Here is a 16,306-nt window from a genome sequence, read left to right as displayed (position 1 = left end):
GCGCCCGCGCCCACTCGATGCCGCCGGGCCGCCCGTGCCTCAGTCCCGCCCGCGCGCCAGTACCGCCCGTACCTCCCGCACCAGCTCCCGGGCCGTGTCCACCGCCATCGGGTCGAGGCCGCGCAACGCGGAGGCCACCTGATCCGCGAAACCGGGCGGGGTCTCCGGCAGCAGAGCCGCCGCGGCCAGCGCGCCCTTCTCGCCCAGGCACCAGGCGCGATGGTGCGCGTGCAGTGCCTGGGCGAGGATCCCGAACGCCCGGGACAGGCAGAGGGAGACGTGGAGCGTGTCGCCCACCGGGGCGGACTTCGCCGCCGAGTCCACCAGGAACTCCGCCTCCCACGCCCCGTCAGCCAGGGCCCGCCGCAACGGCTCGGGATAGCGGCGCACTTGTCGCTGAAGCTCCGTCAGTTCGCCTGTCGGGTCGGCCAGTACGCGCCCCAGCGCGACCTCGCCCGGATAGCAGGGCGACCAGAACCCCAGGGGGTGTCCCGGCTGAACGCCCACCTCGTACCGTCCCTCGCGGCAGTCGTCCCAGACCGCTTCCACCCGGTCCAGGTCCCGCAGGATCCAGTCCACCGGGTTCCCGCCGACACGCAGCCAGCCGCCCCCGTTCACCCAGGGACCCCAACTGCCCGGCCCCTCCACCTTCGCGGGCGTTCCCTGCACCTCGGAGGCGAGCACGGTCAGCGCGTCGAGATCGGGCGAACCCCGGTAGTAGAGGCCCAGATCCCAGTCCGAGTCGGGGCGGTGGGTGCCGCGGGCCCGGCTGCCGCCGAGGGCCACCGCACGGATGCCGGGCACGCGGACGAGCCGTTCCGCCACGGCGGCGACGGTCGACGCGGTCTTCTCCACGGAATCGGTCATCGGAGCGGAGGGTACCCATGCGTACGCCGTCCGCGCGCGGGAATATCCTGGTTCCCCTGCCCGCCGTCCCGCGAAGGAGCCCAAGGTGTCGCCGTTGCTCGACGCAGTCGTCGTGGGGGCCGGGCCCAACGGACTGACCGCTGCCGCCGAACTGGCCCGCAGGGGCCTCGCGGTGGAGGTGTTCGAGGCGGCCGACACCGTCGGCGGCGGTGCCCGCACCCGCGAGCTGACCCTCCCCGGCTACCGCCACGACCCCTGCTCCGCCGTCCACCCGCTCGGCATCGGCTCCCCGGCGTTCGCGGGGATGCCGCTCGCCGACCACGGACTGGAGTGGATCCAGCCGGAACTGGCTCTCGCCCACCCCTTCCCGGACGGCACGGCCGCCGTGCTCAACCGGTCGGTGGGGGAGACGGCCGCCTCCCTCGGCGCCCGGGACGCGGGTGCCTATCGCCGGCTCGTCGCCCCGTACCTCGGCCACTGGGAGACCCTCGCCCAGGATTTCCTGCGCACCCCGTGGCTCGGCCTGCCCCGCGACCCGTACCGCTGGGTGCGCTTCGGACTCGACGCCCTCCAGCCCGCCACGCTGCTCTCCCGGCGCTTCCGTGACGAGAAGGCCCGCGCGCTCGTCGCCGGCCTCGCCGCGCACGCCATCGCCCCCACCTCCGGGGTCGCCACCGGCGGGATCGCCCTGCTCTTCGCCCTCGCCGCGCACGCCAACGGCTGGCCGGTGCCCCGGGGCGGCTCCCAGTCGATCTCCGACGCCCTCGCCTCGTACCTGCGCGACCAGGGCGGCACCATTCGCACCGGCATCGAGGTCAAGCGCCTGGACGAGCTGCCGCCCGCCCGCGCCTACGTCTTCGACACCTCGCCGACCGCCCTCGCCCGGATCGCCGGACTCGGCAACGCCTACCGCCACTACCGCTACGGCGCCGCCACCTTCAAGATCGACTACGCGCTCTCCGGCCCGGTGCCCTGGACGGCCGGGGAAGCCCGGCGCGCCGGGACCGTCCACGTCGGTCCGACCGCCCCCGAGATCGACGCCGCCCTCCGCGCCGCCGTCGAGGGCCGCGACCCGAGCGTCCCGTTCCTGATCACCGCCCAGCCGAGCCTGGTCGACCCCACCCGCGCCCCCGAGGGACGCCACGTCTTCTGGGTGTACGGACACGTCCCGGCGCGCTGGGAGGGCGACGCCACCGAGGTCATCGAGCGCCAGCTGGACCGCTTCGCGCCCGGCTTCCGCGACCTGGTGCTCGCCCGGGCGGTCGCCGGACCGCGCGAGCTCGCCGCGCACAACGCCAACTACGTCGGCGGCGACATCGCCTGCGGTGCCTTCGCCGGGCTCCAGACCGTCATCCGCCCCAAGCTGGCCCGCGTCCCGTACGCCACCGCCCGCCCGGCGGTCTTCCTCTGCTCCTCGGCGACCCCGCCCGGTCCTGGCGTCCACGGCATGTCCGGCCACCACGCCGCCCGAGCGGTCTGGCGGAGCCTGCGCGCCGCACGGTGACCGGGGCGGGCGAGTACCTACCCGGCCGCCGACACGTGCAGAGACCAGACGTCCCCGGCGCGCTGGTACGCGCAAGGGTCGGCGACGACGTGGATACGGACCCTGGACCCGGCCACGCGGTGGCGGTGGACGTCCCCCGAGAGATCTTCCGGCTCCACGGCGAACCCCAGCGACGAGATCGCGGTCCGCAGCTCCTCGAACGGGACGCGGGGTGCGAACTCCCCGTACACGGACGTCAGGGAGTCCGGCACGGCGAGGCCGTGCGTCAGCCGGTGGACCTGCACACCGATCCCGAAGCAGGTCACGGAACCCTCGACGCGCGAGAAGGAGAGCTCCACCAGCCCGTAGTCCAGTCTCAGCCGACCGCGGCCCCAGTCGTCGATGCGGTCCCGCCCCAAGGCGGCGTCCCAGGTGTCAGGACCGGATCCGATGCCGGTTCCGAGAACGTCGCCGCGGGTGGCGACGTGTGCGTAGAAGTCCAGATCGGACATGCGTCGATCCCGTCCGATCGTCAGTGGCTGCGACACGAACAGTAGTGGTGGCGCAAGGCGCGCAGGCCCCCGGGGCGGCAGGAGGAAGCGCGAGGTCAGGCAGCACCCGCGCCTCCGGGGGGCCGTGAACCCGTCCCACCTCCATGTCGGATTTCCGCCAGCTCCGGCCTCCCGGGTGACCGATGCTTGAACCATGCACACCGACACCGAGCGCTGCGTGCGGGCCGTCCGGTCCAAGGACGCCCGCTTCGACGGATGGTTCTTCACGGCGGTCCTGACCACCCGGATCTACTGCCGCCCCAGCTGCCCCGTCGTGCCGCCCAAGGTCGAGAACATGACCTTCTACCCCAGCGCGGCGGCCTGCCAGCAGGCCGGGTTTCGGGCCTGCAAGCGCTGCCGTCCCGACACCAGCCCCGGCTCCCCGGAGTGGAATGCCCGTGCCGACTCCGTCGCCCGCGCCATGCGGCTCATCCAGGACGGGGTGGTCGACCGCGAGGGCGTCCCCGGTCTCGCCGCCCGCCTCGGCTACTCTGCCCGCCAGATCGAGCGCCAACTGCTGGCCGAACTCGGAGCCGGCCCGCTCGCCCTGGCCCGCGCCCAGCGGGCCCAGACCGCGCGGGTCCTCATCGAGACGACCGCGCTGCCGATGGCCGAGGTGGCGTTCGCCGCCGGGTTCTCCTCCATCCGCACCTTCAACGAGACGGTCCGCGAGGTCTTCGCCCTCGCCCCCGGCGAACTGCGCACCCGCGCCGAACGCGGGGCCGAGCCCGCCTCCACACCAGGCGTGATCGCGCTGCGACTGCCGTACCGCGCCCCGCTGAACCCCAGCAACCTCTTCGGCCACCTCGCCGCCACCGCCGTCCCCGGCGTGGAGGAGTGGCGCGACGGCGCGTACCGCCGCACCCTCGCCCTCCCGCACGGCCACGGCATCGTGGCGCTCTCCCCGCGCCCCGGCCACATCGCCTGCCGCCTCCAGCTCACCGATCCGCGCGACCTCACCCTCGCCATCAGCCGCTGCCGCCGCCTGCTCGACCTGGACGCCGACCCGGTGGCCGTGGACGGCCAGCTGCGCACCGACCCGCTGCTCGCCCCCCTGGTGGACGCCGGTCCGGGGCGGCGGGTGCCGCGGACGGTGGACGGCGCGGAGTTCGCCGTACGCGCGGTACTCGGCCAGCAGGTCTCCACCGCCGCCGCCCGCACCCACGCGGCCCGGCTGGTCACGGCGTACGGAAAGCCCGTGGAGGACTCCGAGGGCGGGCTCACCCACCTCTTCCCCACCCCGGAGGCGCTGGCCGGGCTGGACCCCGAGGCGCTCGCGCTGCCACGCAGCCGGCGCGCGACGCTCACCACCCTCGTCGGAGCGCTGGCCGACCGATCGCTGCGGCTGGACGCCGCCGACACGGACTGGGACGAGGCCCGCGCCGCGCTGAGCGCGCTGCCCGGCTTCGGTCCTTGGACCGTGGAGGTGATCGCCATGAGGGCCCTCGGCGACCCGGACGCCTTCTGCCCGACCGACCTCGGCATCCGGCGCGCCGCCGAGCACCTCGGACTGCCGTCGACCCCGGCGGCGCTCACCGCGCGGGCGGCCGGCTGGCGGCCCTGGCGTGCGTACGCCGTGCAGTACCTGTGGACCGTCGACGGGCACCCCATCAACCGGCTGCCCGAACGACCGGAGGCCCGACCGAGTGCCGTCACCCCGACCTGCGAGAGAAGCACCCCATGAGCACCGCCGTCCGCCCGCCCACCAAGACCCACACCCTGCTCGACAGCCCCTACGGCGAGCTCACCCTCGTCGCCACCGACGGAGTCCTCAGCGCCCTGTACATGACCGAGCACCGTCACCAGCCACCGCGTGGGACGTTCGGGGAGGAGGTGGTCGCCGGCTCCTTCGGCGAGTCGGTGCGCCAGCTGGGGGAGTACTTCGAGGGGACGCGTACGGAGTTCGACCTCCCCCTGCACCTGGAGGGCACCCCGTTCCAGCGGACCGTCTGGGCGGAGCTCCAGCGGATTCCGTACGGCGAGACGCTCTCCTACGGCGAGCTGGCCGGGCGGCTCGGCAAACCCGGCGCCTCCCGCGCGGTGGGCCTGGCCAACGGCCGCAACCCGGTCTCGATCATCGTCCCGTGCCACCGGGTCATCGGCGCCTCGGGAAGCCTCACCGGATACGGCGGCGGCCTCGACCGCAAGCAGCGCCTGCTGGCCTTCGAACGCGGCACGGAGAACGACACCCCGGCCCTGTTCTGAGACAACGACGTTCCGGTCCGCTTCCGGGAGCCGGGGTACGAAGGAGCCCGGTGACCGACTCGACGGTCACCGGGCTCCTTTGCAGCCGCGCTCGCGGGCGGGACGCGTCAGCCGGTGAAGATCTCGACCGCCGTCCAGATCGCCAGCCCGAGCATGCACACCCCGCCGACCCGCTGGACGGTCTTGAGCGGCACCCGCTTGGCGATGAACCGCCCGGCCAGCAGCGCCAGCGCGGAGACGGACATCAGAGCGGCGGCGGAACCGATCGCCACCGACCAGGCGCCGTTGCTCGCCGCCAGGTTGGCCGTGGTGATCTGGGTGAGGTCACCCCATTCGCTGATGAAGACGGCCATGAACGCCGTGCCGTAGACGGGCCAGAAACCGGTGACGGTCTTGACCTCGTCGTCCTCGTCCTCGTCGTCGCCCCCGCCGCGCAGCAGCATGAAGGCGCCGAAGGCGAACAGCAGCGCCGAGACCAGCTTGACGATCCAGTCGGGCAGCAGCCCGAGGAGGCCACCCGCGCCGACCGCGATGGCCACGTGGACGATGAACGCGGACGACGTGCCGAACCAGACGTACAAGGGCTTCATGCGCGTGCCCATGGCGAGCGACGCGAACATCGTCTTGTCCGGCAGTTCCGCGAGGAAGATGAGCCCGAAGGCGGTGATGATCGCCAGGGGGTCGAGATGCATTCCGGGTGGCTTTCTGTGAGAGCCGGGCCCCGGGCCTTCGCGAAGCGCCGCACGGGCTTTCGGAGGACCACTCGGCCCGGCACGACGAAGCACCCGCGGGGAGCGGGCGTGTCCTACCTGACCGAAGGTCTCGCCCACCCGCCGCTCGGACGGGCCCGGCCACCGGGAATCCGGGGATTCCAGTGTGTCGACGACCGGTTTTCGGGGCTACTCCCCTTCGCAGCCCTCAACACTACCCCACCTGGACCCGGCGGGTCTCAGCCCGCCCCGCCCGCCGCCAGCCGTTGGAGCAGCGCCGGGAGTGCCGTACCGATCGGCTCGCGCACCACCTCGTCGGCCCGGTCGTCGTACGGGGTCGGCTCAGCGTTCACGATGATCAGCCGGGCTCCGTGGTCGGCGGCCAGACCGGCGAGCGCCGCCGCCGGATGCACCTGGAGCGTCGTACCCACCGCGACGAACACCTCGCACCCCTTGGCGACCGCCACCGCCCGGGCGAGTACCTCCGGGTCCAGCCGCTCGCCGAACATGACCGTCGCCGGCTTGAGGATGTCCCCGCAGACCGTGCACGCCGGGTCGGCCTCGCCCGCGTCCACCCGCGCCAGCGCGTCGGCCATGGGGGAGCGGGCGTGGCACCGGGTGCAGACCACCTCGCGGGCGCTGCCGTGGAGCTCGACCACCTTGCGGGCCGGGAGCCCGGCCTCCTGGTGCAGACCGTCGATGTTCTGCGTGAGGACCCGCACCGCGGTGCCGGACCGCTCCAGCTCCGCCACCGCGCGGTGGGCCGCGTTCGGACGGGCGTCCAGCGCCGCGCCGGCCCGGCGCATCCGCCAGGAGCGGCGCCGGATGTCCGGATCGGCCATGTAGAAGTCGTAGGTGACGAGCTTCTCGGCCTCCGGATCCCGCGTCCACAGCCCGTTCGGGCCGCGGTAGTCGGGAATGCCGGAGTCCGTGGAGACACCGGCACCGCTGAGGATCGCGACGAGAGTCATGCGGCGAGCCTACGGAGCGAAAACCCGCCCGACGACCGGATTTCCCGCTCCTGGCAGCCCGTCAGAGGACCGGCGGCCGACCGTCCTCCAGCTCCACCGCTCCGGCACCCGAATCGAGCGCCTCCAGCGCGGCCTGCACCCGCAGCAGAAGCGAACCGAGCAGGTGGTCCGGGAGGGCCGAACGCTCCACGAGCTTCCAGGACAGCAGTTCCTCCTCCTGGAGGACGATCGCCGCCAGCTGCGCCTCGCCGAGCACCCCGCCGTCGAACAGGTACGCCGCGATGGGCGGGCGGTTCGGGCCGCGTGCCCAGTCCACCACCAGGAGCCTGCCCGGCTCCAGGTCGAGGCCGATCTCCTCGGCGGTCTCGCGCCGCGCCCCCGCCCGGGGACTCTCGCCGGTGTCCGACTCGATCGTCCCGCCGGGCAGCGCCCAGCCGTCCCGGTAGTTCGGCTCGACCAGCAGGACCCGGTCCGTCGCGTCGCGGAAGAGGCAGGCGGCGCCCGCCAGGATCCGGGGGAGGCCGGCGATGTACGTGGCGTAGTCGTCAGTTGTGGTCACCACGCCAGGTTAGAGGCCGTCGCCGCGCCTCATGACGGCAATCCGCCCCCGTACGTCCCGGACCCGCCGCGGATGGGCCGGTGGGGGGATTTCCGGCGGGCTCCCGGTCACGCCGGACCCTTCTTGTGGATCACCTGTGGCATCCCTTGAGGGCCCCCTCGTTAGTACGACAATCGTTCTGGCTTCAAGGAGTCACGCATGCCCATCTCCGCCTCCACCCGCACCCACGCCCGCCGCGCCGGCACCCTCGTCGCCGCCGCGGGCATCGCGCTCCTCTGCGCCCCGGAAGCTCTCGCCCTTCCCGGCGACAGCGGTGACCTCACCATCGTGGAGGTCCGCAACGCGGGTCGTGACACCCGTGGCAACGGTGGCTCGATCTGCCAGTTCAGGCTGTCGGCCAACAACTTCGAGACTCTCGCCTCGGTCGCCTGGACCATCACGGAGCAGCCGCTGACCATCCCGCCCGGCAACGCGCTCGCCGGCACGCTCCCGCTCGCGCAGGGCAGGGCCCGCAGCCCGCTGTACCAGCTGCCGGACGGCACCTACCAGCTCCAGTGGGTCGTCCCGAGCAGCCTGACCAAGCAGCGCACCTTCGTCGTCAACTGCCCCGAGGACAACCGCGGTGGCCGGGGCGGCGAGCGCAACCAGACCGCCGGTGGCCAGGCCGCCGACAACCAGGCGACCGGCACCACGGCGGCCGACGGCACGACCGCCGACACGGAGGCGGCCGACAGCACGGCGGCCGACACCAAGGCCTCCGGTACCCGCCCCTCCGGCGGCGTTCCCGCGGGCGGCGGTGGCGTTCCCACCCTGGAGACCGCGAGCTACGACGGCGACACGGGTCCGGGCGCGGGGACCACCGCGGCCGTCGCGGCGGGAGTGGCCGGACTCGCCGGGCTCGTCCTGGCCCGCCGGGCTGCCCGTCGTCGCGCCCGTGGCGAGGCGTAACACCTCGCGACGGCGGCGCCGAGGACCGAGTCGCGCATGCCGTCTCACCCTGACGTTGTGCGCGACCTTCTCCCTCGTGGCAGGCATCGTCCAGATGTGCGGCGATACGTCCGACGACGCGGGCGGCGGATCGCCGCCGTTCCGGAGGGCTCCGCACCGGATGCCGGAGAACATCCCGGAATCCCACCCGCCCCTGAGCCCCTCCCGGGCGGTGAAGGTGGCGATCCCCGCCATCTACATCGAGGCCCCGCTCGTCGGCCTGCGCCTCGACGCCAAGGGCCGGCTGAGTGCCCCGCCGGTCAGCCGGCCCAAGGTGGCGGGCTGGTACCAGGACGGGCCGTCCCCGGGAGAGGCCGGCACGGCACTGATCGTCGGCCACCGTGACACCGAGACGGGCCCGGCCATCTTCCTGAACCTGAACGCGCTGCGCAGGGGCGACGCCGTCAGAGTCGTACGGGCGGACCGGCGGACCGCCGTCTTCACCGTCGACACGGTCAGGACCTACCGCAAGAGCGAGTTCCCCGACGAGAAGGTGTACGGGACGACCAACCGGCCGGAACTGCGGTTGCTGACCTGCGGCGGACGCTTCGACAAGAAGACCGGCTACTCCGCCAACGTCGTCGTCTTCGCCCACCTCACCTCGCTCACGAAGACCGCCTGAAGAGATCCACGGGTCCCACGACGGGCCGCACGCCTCGCGCGCGGCCCGTCGGGCGCGTTCCGGCGGAGCCAGGGGGCCGCCGGTCCCGCGCGATGGGCAGATCGGGTGGGTGCGGATAGGGTCGAGCGGCACGAGTGCTTGTTCGACAGCGAAGGATGCAGGGTGACGGACGGGGCAGCAGCAGAGATGGCGACCGCGCGGGTGCTTGTCGCGGCGGACAAGTTCAAGGGGTCCCTCACCGCGGCGCAGGTCGCGGAGCGGGTGACCACCGGACTGCGACGCGTCGTCCCCGGACTGCACGTGGAGACGCTGCCCGTGGCGGACGGCGGCGACGGCACGGTCGCCGCCGCCCTCGCCGCCGGATTCGAGCGCAGGGAAGCCCGGGTGACCGGACCGCTCGGTGAGCCGGTGGACGCCGCGTACGCGCTGCGCGCCACCACGGCCGTGGTGGAGATGGCGGAAGCCTCCGGCCTCCAGCACCTGCCGCAGGGTGTGTTCGCCCCCCTCACCGCGACCACGTACGGCTCCGGCGAACTGCTGCGGGCCGCACTCGACGACGGAGCCCGGACCATCGTCTTCGGCGTCGGAGGCAGCGCGACCACGGACGGCGGCGCGGGCATGCTCACCGCACTGGGGGCCCGGTTCCTGGACGAGGACGGTCGACCGGTCGGCCTCGGCGGCGGCGGACTCGCCCGCATCGCCGAGGCCGACCTCTCCGGACTCGACCCGCGCCTCGCCTCCGTGGACCTCGTCCTCGCCAGCGACGTCGACAACCCGCTGACCGGCCCGAAGGGCGCGCCCGCGGTGTACGGACGTCAGAAGGGGGCCACCGACGAGGACATCGCGGTCCTGGACGCCGCGCTCTCCCGTTACGCGGCGGTACTCGGCCCCGAGCGGGCGGCGCTGCCCGGCGCCGGTGCGGCCGGTGGCATCGGTTACGGCGCGCTGGTCGGGCTGGGAGCCAGGTTCCGTCCGGGTATCGAGGTGATGCTGGACGTGCTGGGGTTCGCCCCCGCGCTCGCCCGCGCCACCCTGGTCATCACCGGCGAGGGATCGCTGGACGAGCAGACTCTGCACGGAAAGGCCCCGGCCGGTGTCGCGGCCGCGGCCCGTGCGGCCGGTGTCCAGGTCGTCGCGGTGTGCGGCCGACTGGCCCTCGAACCTGAGGAGTTGGAGAAGGCGGGCATCGCGCGCGCCTATGCCCTCGCAGAGCTGGAACCCGACCCCGCCGTCTCCATGGCCCAGGCCGGGCCCCTGCTCGAACGGGCCGCGGAGGCCATTGCCCGCGACTGGCTCGGCTGACCGGCGTCGCGCCTCACGGCCTGGCGCCCACCGGCCGTTCACCGTGGCGAGGGCGCCAGCCGGAGCGCGTCCAGCGCCAGGGTCAGTTCGACCAGTTCGCGCGGCCAGGACAGCGACCTCGCGGTCAGCCGTTCCAGTCGGCGCAGCCGGTTGAGCACCGTGTTGCGGTGGCAGTACAGCCGGACCGCCGCCCGCCCGGCGGATCCGCCGCACTCCAGCCAGACCTCCAACGTCCCTACCAGCACGTCGCGTTCGGCCTCAGGAAGGGTCAGTAGCGGACCCAGTACGCCGGTTACCAGGCGGTCCGCCAGCTCCGGCTGACTCACGACCAGCGCTGCGGGCAGGCACCGTTCCAGTGCCACGACCGTGGTCCCGTCCGCCGGACAGGTCAGCAGCGCCACCTCGGCCAGCCTTCGGCCCGTGGGCAGTTCGGCCAGGCTTGCGACGGCGGAACCGACGCCGCCCCGCCCGACGCGCATGTCGTTCAACCTCCGCACCAGGGAAGCGGGTTCGCCATCCCCGAGAGCAGCGACGGCGAAGTCGCGCTCGGGCCCGGGGTACCAGAGGAGGCGGTCCGGGCCACTACCCCAGTCGCCGCCGGCTCCGGCCGGCAGCGCCACGACGGCGTACCGCCCGTCCTCGGGCAGGTCCAGGGCGGCAGCCGCCCGCCCGGCCAGATCAGGCGTCACGGGCCCCGCCAGCAGGACGCCCAGCAGCGCCCGGGCCCCCTCGTCCCCGCACCTCTGCATCGGCTCCCCCTTCCCCGCGAGCCGAGAGGCCGCGCCGTGGCGAGGATGACACCGGCCCCGCCTCTCCCGGACCGGAGCACGCCGCCTCTGTGCACGCGCACAACGCGGTGCCTTCCTCACTGGTCGCCCGCATCGAGTCCGCCGCACGCCGTGGACGCGAGGCGGGCACCGGTGCTGGTGTGTGGACCCCGGGGAACGGGTGCGCCGCACCGCGGCCACCCGGCCGGGGCGCCTCGGCGCCGGTCAGCACAGGGCCGGCCGACAAGGCGGCGCACCCCCGATCGCCACGGATCCGGCCGGAAACGGCATCGGGCGGCCCGTACGACGGCCCGGGGACACCACGACGAACAGGCGGAAGGAGGAGGACGCATGGCAACACTGGAGATCCGCTCGCTGTCCGTCGGCTACGGCCCGGTACGGGCCCTGCGGGACGTCTCGGTCGACGTGCCGGCCGGCACCATCACCGCCGTGCTCGGCGGCAACGGCGCGGGCAAGACCACGCTGCTGCGGGCCGTCTCGCGGACCCTCGGCTTCCACCGCGGAAGCGGCACCGGCACGATCCATTTCGACGGCCGTCCCCTGGACGGGCTGCGGCCCGCACAGGTGGTCGCCGCCGGAGTGGTCCAAGTACCGGAAGGGCGACAGGTGTTCGCCCGGATGACGGTGGCCGACAATCTGCGGGCCGGGGCCCTCGGAGCCCGTGGCGGACGCAAGGAAGTGGCAGCGGCACTGGCCCGCGTCCACGAGTTGTTCCCGGTGCTCGCCCAGCGCGCGCACCAGCGGGCCGGACTGCTCTCCGGCGGCGAACAGCAGATGCTGGCGATGGGGCGGGCCCTGATGGCCGGCCCGCGCCTGCTGCTGCTGGACGAGCCCTCCCTCGGCCTCGCCCCGCTGATGGCGGCGAAGATCGCCGAGACCGTCCAGGAGATCAACGCGGGCGGCACCTCCGTCATGCTGGTCGAGCAGAACGCGGCCATCGCTCTGCGCCTCGCCTCCACCGCGTACGTCCTCGACGTCGGCGAGGTCGCCCTCGGCGGACCGGCCGGTGAACTCGCCGCCTCCGACGAGGTGCGCCGCCGCTACCTCGGCGTGGTGGACGAGACGGCGGCCGAGGACGCCGGTGCGGCGGCCACCGCCTCCCGCACCCTGCGCAGGTGGTCGGCGTGACCACCGCACCCGTCCCCGCCGCCGCTCCACCGGGCACCACCTCGCCCGCCCCGCTCACCGTCCGTGACGTGACGGTCAGGTTCGCCGGCCTGACGGCCCTCGACGCGGTCTCCTTCACCGTCGAACCCGGCAGCGTGCACGCCGTCATCGGCCCCAACGGGGCAGGAAAGTCAACGACGTTCAACGTCCTCTCCGGCGTCTACCGGGCCACCTCCGGCACCGTGCACCTCGGCACCACCGAACTCACCGGCCTCCCCGCGCACCGGATCGCCGCCCTCGGCGTCGCACGCACCTTCCAGAACCTCGCGCTCCCCCCGCACGCCACCGTCGCCGAGAGCCTGCTGCTGGGGCGGCACCGGCTGATGCGCTCCGGATTCCTCGCGGCCGGACTCCGGCTGCCGTCCGCCGCCCGGGAGGAGCGCCGCCACCTCGACCGGGTCCGCGAGATCGCCGAGTTCATCGGCATCGAAGCCGAGTTGGACCGCCCGGCGGGAGATCTTCCGTACGGGGCACAGAAGTTGGTCGAACTCGGCCGGGCTCTCTGCATGGAGCCCGAAGTGCTGCTCCTGGACGAACCCGTCGCGGGAATGACCGCCGACGAACGCCGACGAACGGCCGCCGTGGTGGCCGGAGTCCGCGACAGCCTGGGCATCTCCATCGTGCTCGTCGAACACGACATGGGCGTGGTGATGCGACTCGCGGACGCGGTGACCGTACTCGACTTCGGACGCAGGATCGCCGACGGCACCCCCGCCGACGTCCAGAACGACCCGGCCGTCGTCCGCGCCTACCTGGGAGAAGAACAGGAATGACCACCTTCATCGAACTCCTCCTGGGCGGCCTCTCCATCGGATCGGTCTACGCCCTCATCGCCCTCGGATTCGTCGTCATCTTCAAGGCCACCGAGGTCGTCAACTTCGCCCACGCCTCCCTGCTGCTCGCCGGCGGATACGTGACGGCGGTACTCCACGACGACATCGGCTTCTGGCCCGCGCTCGCGGCGGGCGTCGCGGGCGCGGCCGTCGTCGGAGCCGCCGTCGAGTTCCTCGTCATGCGCCGCTACCGGGGCAGTGACCACAGCGTGCTGGCCATCGTCACCATCGGCGTGGACATCCTCCTCACCACCGAGCTCACCCGGCGCATGGGCACGGACGTACTGCCGCTCGGGGACCCCTGGGGGAGCGGAGTCGTCACCGTCGGCGGGGTCACCCTCGCGCAGACACGGATCGCCGCCTTCGTCGCCGCCGCACTGCTCATCACCGTGTTCCTGCTCGCGTTCCGCTTCACCTCCTGGGGCGTCTCGATGCGAGCCGCCGCGGAGAACCCGCAGACCGCCGCCCTCATGGGCATCAGGCTCGGCCGGGTCTCGCTCTCCGCGTGGGCGGTGGCCGGGGCGCTCGCCGCCGTCGCCGCCCTCTTCCTCACCGTGTTCCCCACCCCCGGACTCGAACGGGCCACCTCGCTCGCCGCTCTCAAAGCGTTCCCCGCGGCGATCCTCGGCGGCCTCGACTCGACCACCGGAGCCCTCGCCGGTGGACTCCTCGTCGGCGTCACCGAGTCCTTCGCCACGGGCTACCAGAGCGATCTCTCCTTCCTCGGAAGGGGAATCGGCGATCTCGCGCCCTACCTGGTGATGCTGATCGTCCTGCTGATCAGGCCCGCCGGACTCTTCGGCACGAAGGAGCTGGCCCGTGTCTGAGACCACGCCGGACGCCGCGCGCGACCGGGCACCCGTCCCGCCCACCGTGCCGGGCGCGAAGCCCCGTCCGGCCGGCGCCCTCCTCGACCGCCTCCGCGGCCCGCGCCCGTACCTCTGGTCGGCCGGATCGCTGCTGCTCCTGGCGTTCCCTTTCTACCTGGACCGTTTCTGGCTCCAGGCCGGACTGTTCGCCATGGCCGCCGCGATCGGGGCGATCGGGATCAACCTGCTGACCGGTTCGACCGGCCAACTGTCCATGGGGCACGCCTTCTTCCTCGCCGTCGGCGCGTACAGCTACTGCGTCCTGGCCGGGGAGTCGAGCGACGAGAACGGCCACAACCTGAGCGGACTCGGCCTGCCGACCTGGCTCGCGGCGATCCTGGCCGTGGCCCTGGCCGGGCTGGCGGGCGGGATCTTCAGCCCGATCGCGGGCCGGCTGCGCGGCGCCTACCTCGGCATCGCCACCCTGGCCCTCATCTTCATCGGCCAGCACGTGCTGTTCAACGCGGGCTCGCTGACCGGCGGTTTCAACGGCCGTGCCGTGCCCCCGCTGTCGGTGTTCGGGTTCACCTTCGACGACTCCGAACTCGTCGTCGCCGCCGTGCCGTTCGAGTCCTCCGAGAAGCTCTGGTACCTGGCCCTCGCCGCCCTCCTGCTCAGCGGACTGTTCGCCCGCGGCGTGCTGCGCGGCAGGCCGGGCCGTGCACTCAACGCCATCCGGGACCACCGGATCGCCGCAGGGGTGATGGGTGTCCCGGTGGCCCGGTACCGCGCCGGGGTCTTCGTCCTCTCGTCGATGTACGCGGGCCTCGCCGGCGTACTGCTCGCCCTGGTCTTCCAGCGGACCGTTCCCGAGTACTTCGGCATGGTCCTCTCGCTCGAATTCCTGGCCATGATCGTCATCGGCGGTCTCGGGACGGTCGCCGGCGCGGTGGTCGGCGCCGCCTTCGTCTCCCTGCTCCCGCAGGTGCTCACCCACTACAGCGAGTCCCTCCCGCTGGTCTCCGCCCCCGGTACGGGCGGAATCGCACCCGGCGAGGCGTCCCGCTATCTCTACGGCGCCGCGGTCGTCGCGGTGGTCCTGTTCATGCCCGGTGGCCTTACGCGTCCGAAGAAATCAGGGGAGAAGAAATGAGAAAGCGTGTTCTCGGAGCCGTCGTCGCGGCTCTCGCCCTCACCCTCGCGGGGTGCAGCGGAAAAGCCACCGAAGGGAAGGAAACCGAGGCGGACAAGGGCGGCATCAAGACCGGCCAGGGCGTCACCGACTCGGCCATCACCCTCGGCTCGCTGACCGACATGACCGGGGTGTACGCCTCGCTCGGCAAGAGCGTCACCCAGGCCCAGCAGCTCTGGGTGAAGCAGACCAACGCCGCCGGCGGCATCTGCGACCGCAAGATCGAGCTGACCGTGCGCGACCACGGCTACGACCCGCAGAAGGCCATCGCCGCCTACACCGAACTCGAACCCGAGGTCCTGGGCTTCACCCAGTTCATCGGCTCCCCGTTCGTCGCCGCCGTCGAGCAGCGCGTCGACGGTCAGGACCACGGGCTGGTGCTGCCGCAGGCGTGGTCGGCCAACCTGCTCGGCTCCCCCTACGTCCGCGTCATCGGCGCCACCTACGACGTCGAGACGATCAACCTGATCGACTACCTGCTCACCGAGAAGCGCATCGCCAAGGGCGACAAGATCGGCCAGGTGTACTTCGAGGGCGACTACGGCGAGAACGCGCTCGCCGGGGCGAAGTACGCGGCCGAGCAGTCCGGCCTCACCGTCGTCGAGCAGAAGATCAAGCCCACCGACAACGACATGACGGCGCAGGTCTCCGCGCTCAAGCAGGCCGGCGTCAAGGCGATCATCGTCAGCGCGGGCCCCCGCCAGGCGGCCTCACTCGTCGGCGTCGCCGCCGCGACCGGCTTCAAGGTCCCCGTCGTCGGTAACAACTCCGCCTTCGCACCGCAGCTGCTCGCGACCCCGGCAGGCCCCGCTCTGCTGGGCGACTACTACGTCGCCGCCTCCACCCTGCCCATCGGTGACCCGGGCGCGGGACCCTCGAAACTGGCGAAGGAGTACGCCGCCGCGTACCCGAAGGACGGCCTCGACAACGGCGTCGTCGCCGGGTGGACCGCCGCCTCCGTCTACGGCGAGGCGCTGAAGAAGGCCTGCGACGCCAAGGACCTCACCCGCGAGGGCGTCGACGAGGCGCTGCTCACCATCAAGGGCTACGGCGCCGACTTCGGTATGTCCCACGACTTCACCGACCCGAAGGCGCCCTCCACCCGGCAGAGCGTCATCATGAAGCCCGACACGAAGGTCCCGGGCGGCCTCAAGGTGATCCGTCCGGCGGCGGTCTCGCCGGCGGCCGAGTCGTACACCGTGAAGTAGCCCGCCTCGCGAAAAAGCCCGCGGCCCCCGGCCCGGCGCACGGCACGGGGCC

The 16,306-nt window shown here is 73.0% G+C and carries 17 protein-coding genes; 11 read left to right on the top strand and 6 right to left on the bottom strand.

Annotated elements, in window-relative coordinates; translation table 11 throughout:
* Positions 1 to 39: 39 nt before the first annotated feature.
* Complete coding sequence (locus tag OHT52_RS02270) at positions 40 to 867, bottom strand: nucleotidyltransferase domain-containing protein (RefSeq protein ID WP_328718403.1); 828 nt, start codon at positions 865 to 867, stop codon at positions 40 to 42.
* An 85-nt stretch (positions 868 to 952) separates the two neighbouring features.
* Here OHT52_RS02270 and OHT52_RS02265 point away from each other — a divergent pair, with 85 nt between their 5' ends.
* Positions 953 to 2,371, top strand: a complete 1,419-nt coding sequence (locus tag OHT52_RS02265; protein ID WP_328718402.1) for a phytoene desaturase family protein — start codon at positions 953 to 955, stop codon at positions 2,369 to 2,371.
* Between the two features lie 17 nt (positions 2,372 to 2,388).
* Here the strand turns inward: OHT52_RS02265 and OHT52_RS02260 are convergent, their stop codons facing one another.
* A complete protein-coding gene (locus OHT52_RS02260; RefSeq protein WP_328718400.1) occupies positions 2,389 to 2,862 on the bottom strand; it encodes a hypothetical protein in 474 nt (157 codons plus the stop codon).
* A gap of 193 nt (positions 2,863 to 3,055) precedes the next feature.
* Here OHT52_RS02260 and OHT52_RS02255 point away from each other — a divergent pair, with 193 nt between their 5' ends.
* Both OHT52_RS02255 and OHT52_RS02250 read left to right on the top strand, forming a co-directional pair.
* Positions 3,056 to 4,585 carry an AlkA N-terminal domain-containing protein gene (locus tag OHT52_RS02255; protein ID WP_328718399.1) on the top strand — a complete coding sequence of 510 codons (1,530 nt, stop codon included), beginning with the start codon at positions 3,056 to 3,058 and terminating at the stop codon, positions 4,583 to 4,585.
* Positions 4,582 to 5,106, top strand: a complete 525-nt coding sequence (locus tag OHT52_RS02250; RefSeq protein WP_328718398.1) for a methylated-DNA--[protein]-cysteine S-methyltransferase — start codon at positions 4,582 to 4,584, stop codon at positions 5,104 to 5,106. Before OHT52_RS02255 ends, OHT52_RS02250 begins: the two co-directional genes overlap by 4 nt.
* A gap of 107 nt (positions 5,107 to 5,213) precedes the next feature.
* On the opposite strand, the gene OHT52_RS02245 is transcribed toward OHT52_RS02250, so the two are convergent.
* The 3 genes from OHT52_RS02245 to OHT52_RS02235 all read right to left on the bottom strand — a co-directional run bounded on the left by OHT52_RS02245 (position 5,214) and on the right by OHT52_RS02235 (position 7,346).
* On the bottom strand, positions 5,214 to 5,798 hold the full coding sequence (locus tag OHT52_RS02245; RefSeq protein WP_328718397.1) for a TMEM165/GDT1 family protein: 585 nt from the start codon (positions 5,796 to 5,798) through the stop codon (positions 5,214 to 5,216).
* A gap of 257 nt (positions 5,799 to 6,055) precedes the next feature.
* Positions 6,056 to 6,787 carry an SIR2 family NAD-dependent protein deacylase gene (locus OHT52_RS02240; protein ID WP_328718395.1) on the bottom strand — a complete coding sequence of 244 codons (732 nt, stop codon included), beginning with the start codon at positions 6,785 to 6,787 and terminating at the stop codon, positions 6,056 to 6,058.
* A gap of 61 nt (positions 6,788 to 6,848) precedes the next feature.
* Complete coding sequence (locus tag OHT52_RS02235) at positions 6,849 to 7,346, bottom strand: NUDIX hydrolase (protein ID WP_328718394.1); 498 nt, start codon at positions 7,344 to 7,346, stop codon at positions 6,849 to 6,851.
* A 198-nt stretch (positions 7,347 to 7,544) separates the two neighbouring features.
* Between OHT52_RS02235 and OHT52_RS02230 the strand changes: the two genes are divergently transcribed.
* From OHT52_RS02230 to OHT52_RS02220, 3 genes are all read left to right on the top strand, one after another.
* Positions 7,545 to 8,294 (top strand): hypothetical protein, encoded by a 750-nt coding sequence (locus tag OHT52_RS02230; protein ID WP_328718393.1) that lies wholly within the window; start codon positions 7,545 to 7,547, stop codon positions 8,292 to 8,294.
* A 49-nt stretch (positions 8,295 to 8,343) separates the two neighbouring features.
* The gene (locus tag OHT52_RS02225) at positions 8,344 to 8,955 is read left to right on the top strand and encodes a class F sortase (RefSeq protein ID WP_328723588.1); all 612 of its coding nucleotides are present in this window, start codon (positions 8,344 to 8,346) and stop codon (positions 8,953 to 8,955) included.
* Between the two features lie 186 nt (positions 8,956 to 9,141).
* The gene (locus OHT52_RS02220) at positions 9,142 to 10,257 is read left to right on the top strand and encodes a glycerate kinase (protein WP_328723587.1); all 1,116 of its coding nucleotides are present in this window, start codon (positions 9,142 to 9,144) and stop codon (positions 10,255 to 10,257) included.
* A 38-nt stretch (positions 10,258 to 10,295) separates the two neighbouring features.
* Here the strand turns inward: OHT52_RS02220 and OHT52_RS02215 are convergent, their stop codons facing one another.
* Positions 10,296 to 11,006 carry a helix-turn-helix domain-containing protein gene (locus OHT52_RS02215; protein ID WP_328718392.1) on the bottom strand — a complete coding sequence of 237 codons (711 nt, stop codon included), beginning with the start codon at positions 11,004 to 11,006 and terminating at the stop codon, positions 10,296 to 10,298.
* Between the two features lie 369 nt (positions 11,007 to 11,375).
* On the opposite strand from OHT52_RS02215, the gene OHT52_RS02210 reads away from it, so the two are divergent.
* The 5 genes from OHT52_RS02210 to OHT52_RS02190 are packed head-to-tail and all read left to right on the top strand — an operon-like array spanning position 11,376 to position 16,254.
* Entirely contained in the window at positions 11,376 to 12,173 is a 798-nt protein-coding gene (locus OHT52_RS02210) for an ABC transporter ATP-binding protein (protein ID WP_328718391.1), read from the top strand.
* The gene (locus tag OHT52_RS02205) at positions 12,161 to 12,985 is read left to right on the top strand and encodes an ABC transporter ATP-binding protein (RefSeq protein ID WP_443046459.1); all 825 of its coding nucleotides are present in this window, start codon (positions 12,161 to 12,163) and stop codon (positions 12,983 to 12,985) included. The genes OHT52_RS02210 and OHT52_RS02205 overlap by 13 nt, the downstream gene beginning before the upstream one ends.
* Positions 12,982 to 13,872: a branched-chain amino acid ABC transporter permease gene (locus tag OHT52_RS02200; protein ID WP_328718389.1), complete on the top strand. Its 891-nt coding sequence runs from the start codon at positions 12,982 to 12,984 to the stop codon at positions 13,870 to 13,872. Before OHT52_RS02205 ends, OHT52_RS02200 begins: the two co-directional genes overlap by 4 nt.
* Before the next feature lie 46 nt (positions 13,873 to 13,918).
* A complete protein-coding gene (locus OHT52_RS02195) occupies positions 13,919 to 15,007 on the top strand; it encodes a branched-chain amino acid ABC transporter permease (protein ID WP_328723586.1) in 1,089 nt (362 codons plus the stop codon).
* Entirely contained in the window at positions 15,004 to 16,254 is a 1,251-nt protein-coding gene (locus tag OHT52_RS02190) for an ABC transporter substrate-binding protein (RefSeq protein ID WP_328718388.1), read from the top strand. Before OHT52_RS02195 ends, OHT52_RS02190 begins: the two co-directional genes overlap by 4 nt.
* The last annotated feature ends 52 nt before the right edge of the window (positions 16,255 to 16,306 follow it).

The sequence above is a fragment of the Streptomyces sp. NBC_00247 genome (assembly GCF_036188265.1).
Taxonomy (GTDB): Bacteria; Actinomycetota; Actinomycetes; order Streptomycetales; family Streptomycetaceae; genus Streptomyces.
This window is presented reverse-complemented; position numbering and strand designations above follow the sequence as displayed.

What these genes read in the sequence shown, in the direction of transcription:
- OHT52_RS02270 (WP_328718403.1), bottom strand. Translation starts at nt 867, where the DNA reads ATGACCGATTCCGTGGAGAAGACCGCGTCGACCGTCGCCGCCGTGGCG.
- OHT52_RS02260 (WP_328718400.1), bottom strand. Translation starts at nt 2,862, where the DNA reads ATGTCCGATCTGGACTTCTACGCACACGTCGCCACCCGCGGCGACGTT.
- OHT52_RS02255 (WP_328718399.1), top strand. Translation starts at nt 3,056, where the DNA reads ATGCACACCGACACCGAGCGCTGCGTGCGGGCCGTCCGGTCCAAGGAC.
- OHT52_RS02250 (WP_328718398.1), top strand. Translation starts at nt 4,582, where the DNA reads ATGAGCACCGCCGTCCGCCCGCCCACCAAGACCCACACCCTGCTCGAC.
- OHT52_RS02245 (WP_328718397.1), bottom strand. Translation starts at nt 5,798, where the DNA reads ATGCATCTCGACCCCCTGGCGATCATCACCGCCTTCGGGCTCATCTTC.
- OHT52_RS02240 (WP_328718395.1), bottom strand. Translation starts at nt 6,787, where the DNA reads ATGACTCTCGTCGCGATCCTCAGCGGTGCCGGTGTCTCCACGGACTCC.
- OHT52_RS02230 (WP_328718393.1), top strand. Translation starts at nt 7,545, where the DNA reads ATGCCCATCTCCGCCTCCACCCGCACCCACGCCCGCCGCGCCGGCACC.
- OHT52_RS02220 (WP_328723587.1), top strand. Translation starts at nt 9,142, where the DNA reads ATGGCGACCGCGCGGGTGCTTGTCGCGGCGGACAAGTTCAAGGGGTCC.
- OHT52_RS02215 (WP_328718392.1), bottom strand. Translation starts at nt 11,006, where the DNA reads ATGCAGAGGTGCGGGGACGAGGGGGCCCGGGCGCTGCTGGGCGTCCTG.
- OHT52_RS02210 (WP_328718391.1), top strand. Translation starts at nt 11,376, where the DNA reads ATGGCAACACTGGAGATCCGCTCGCTGTCCGTCGGCTACGGCCCGGTA.
- OHT52_RS02200 (WP_328718389.1), top strand. Translation starts at nt 12,982, where the DNA reads ATGACCACCTTCATCGAACTCCTCCTGGGCGGCCTCTCCATCGGATCG.
- OHT52_RS02190 (WP_328718388.1), top strand. Translation starts at nt 15,004, where the DNA reads ATGAGAAAGCGTGTTCTCGGAGCCGTCGTCGCGGCTCTCGCCCTCACC.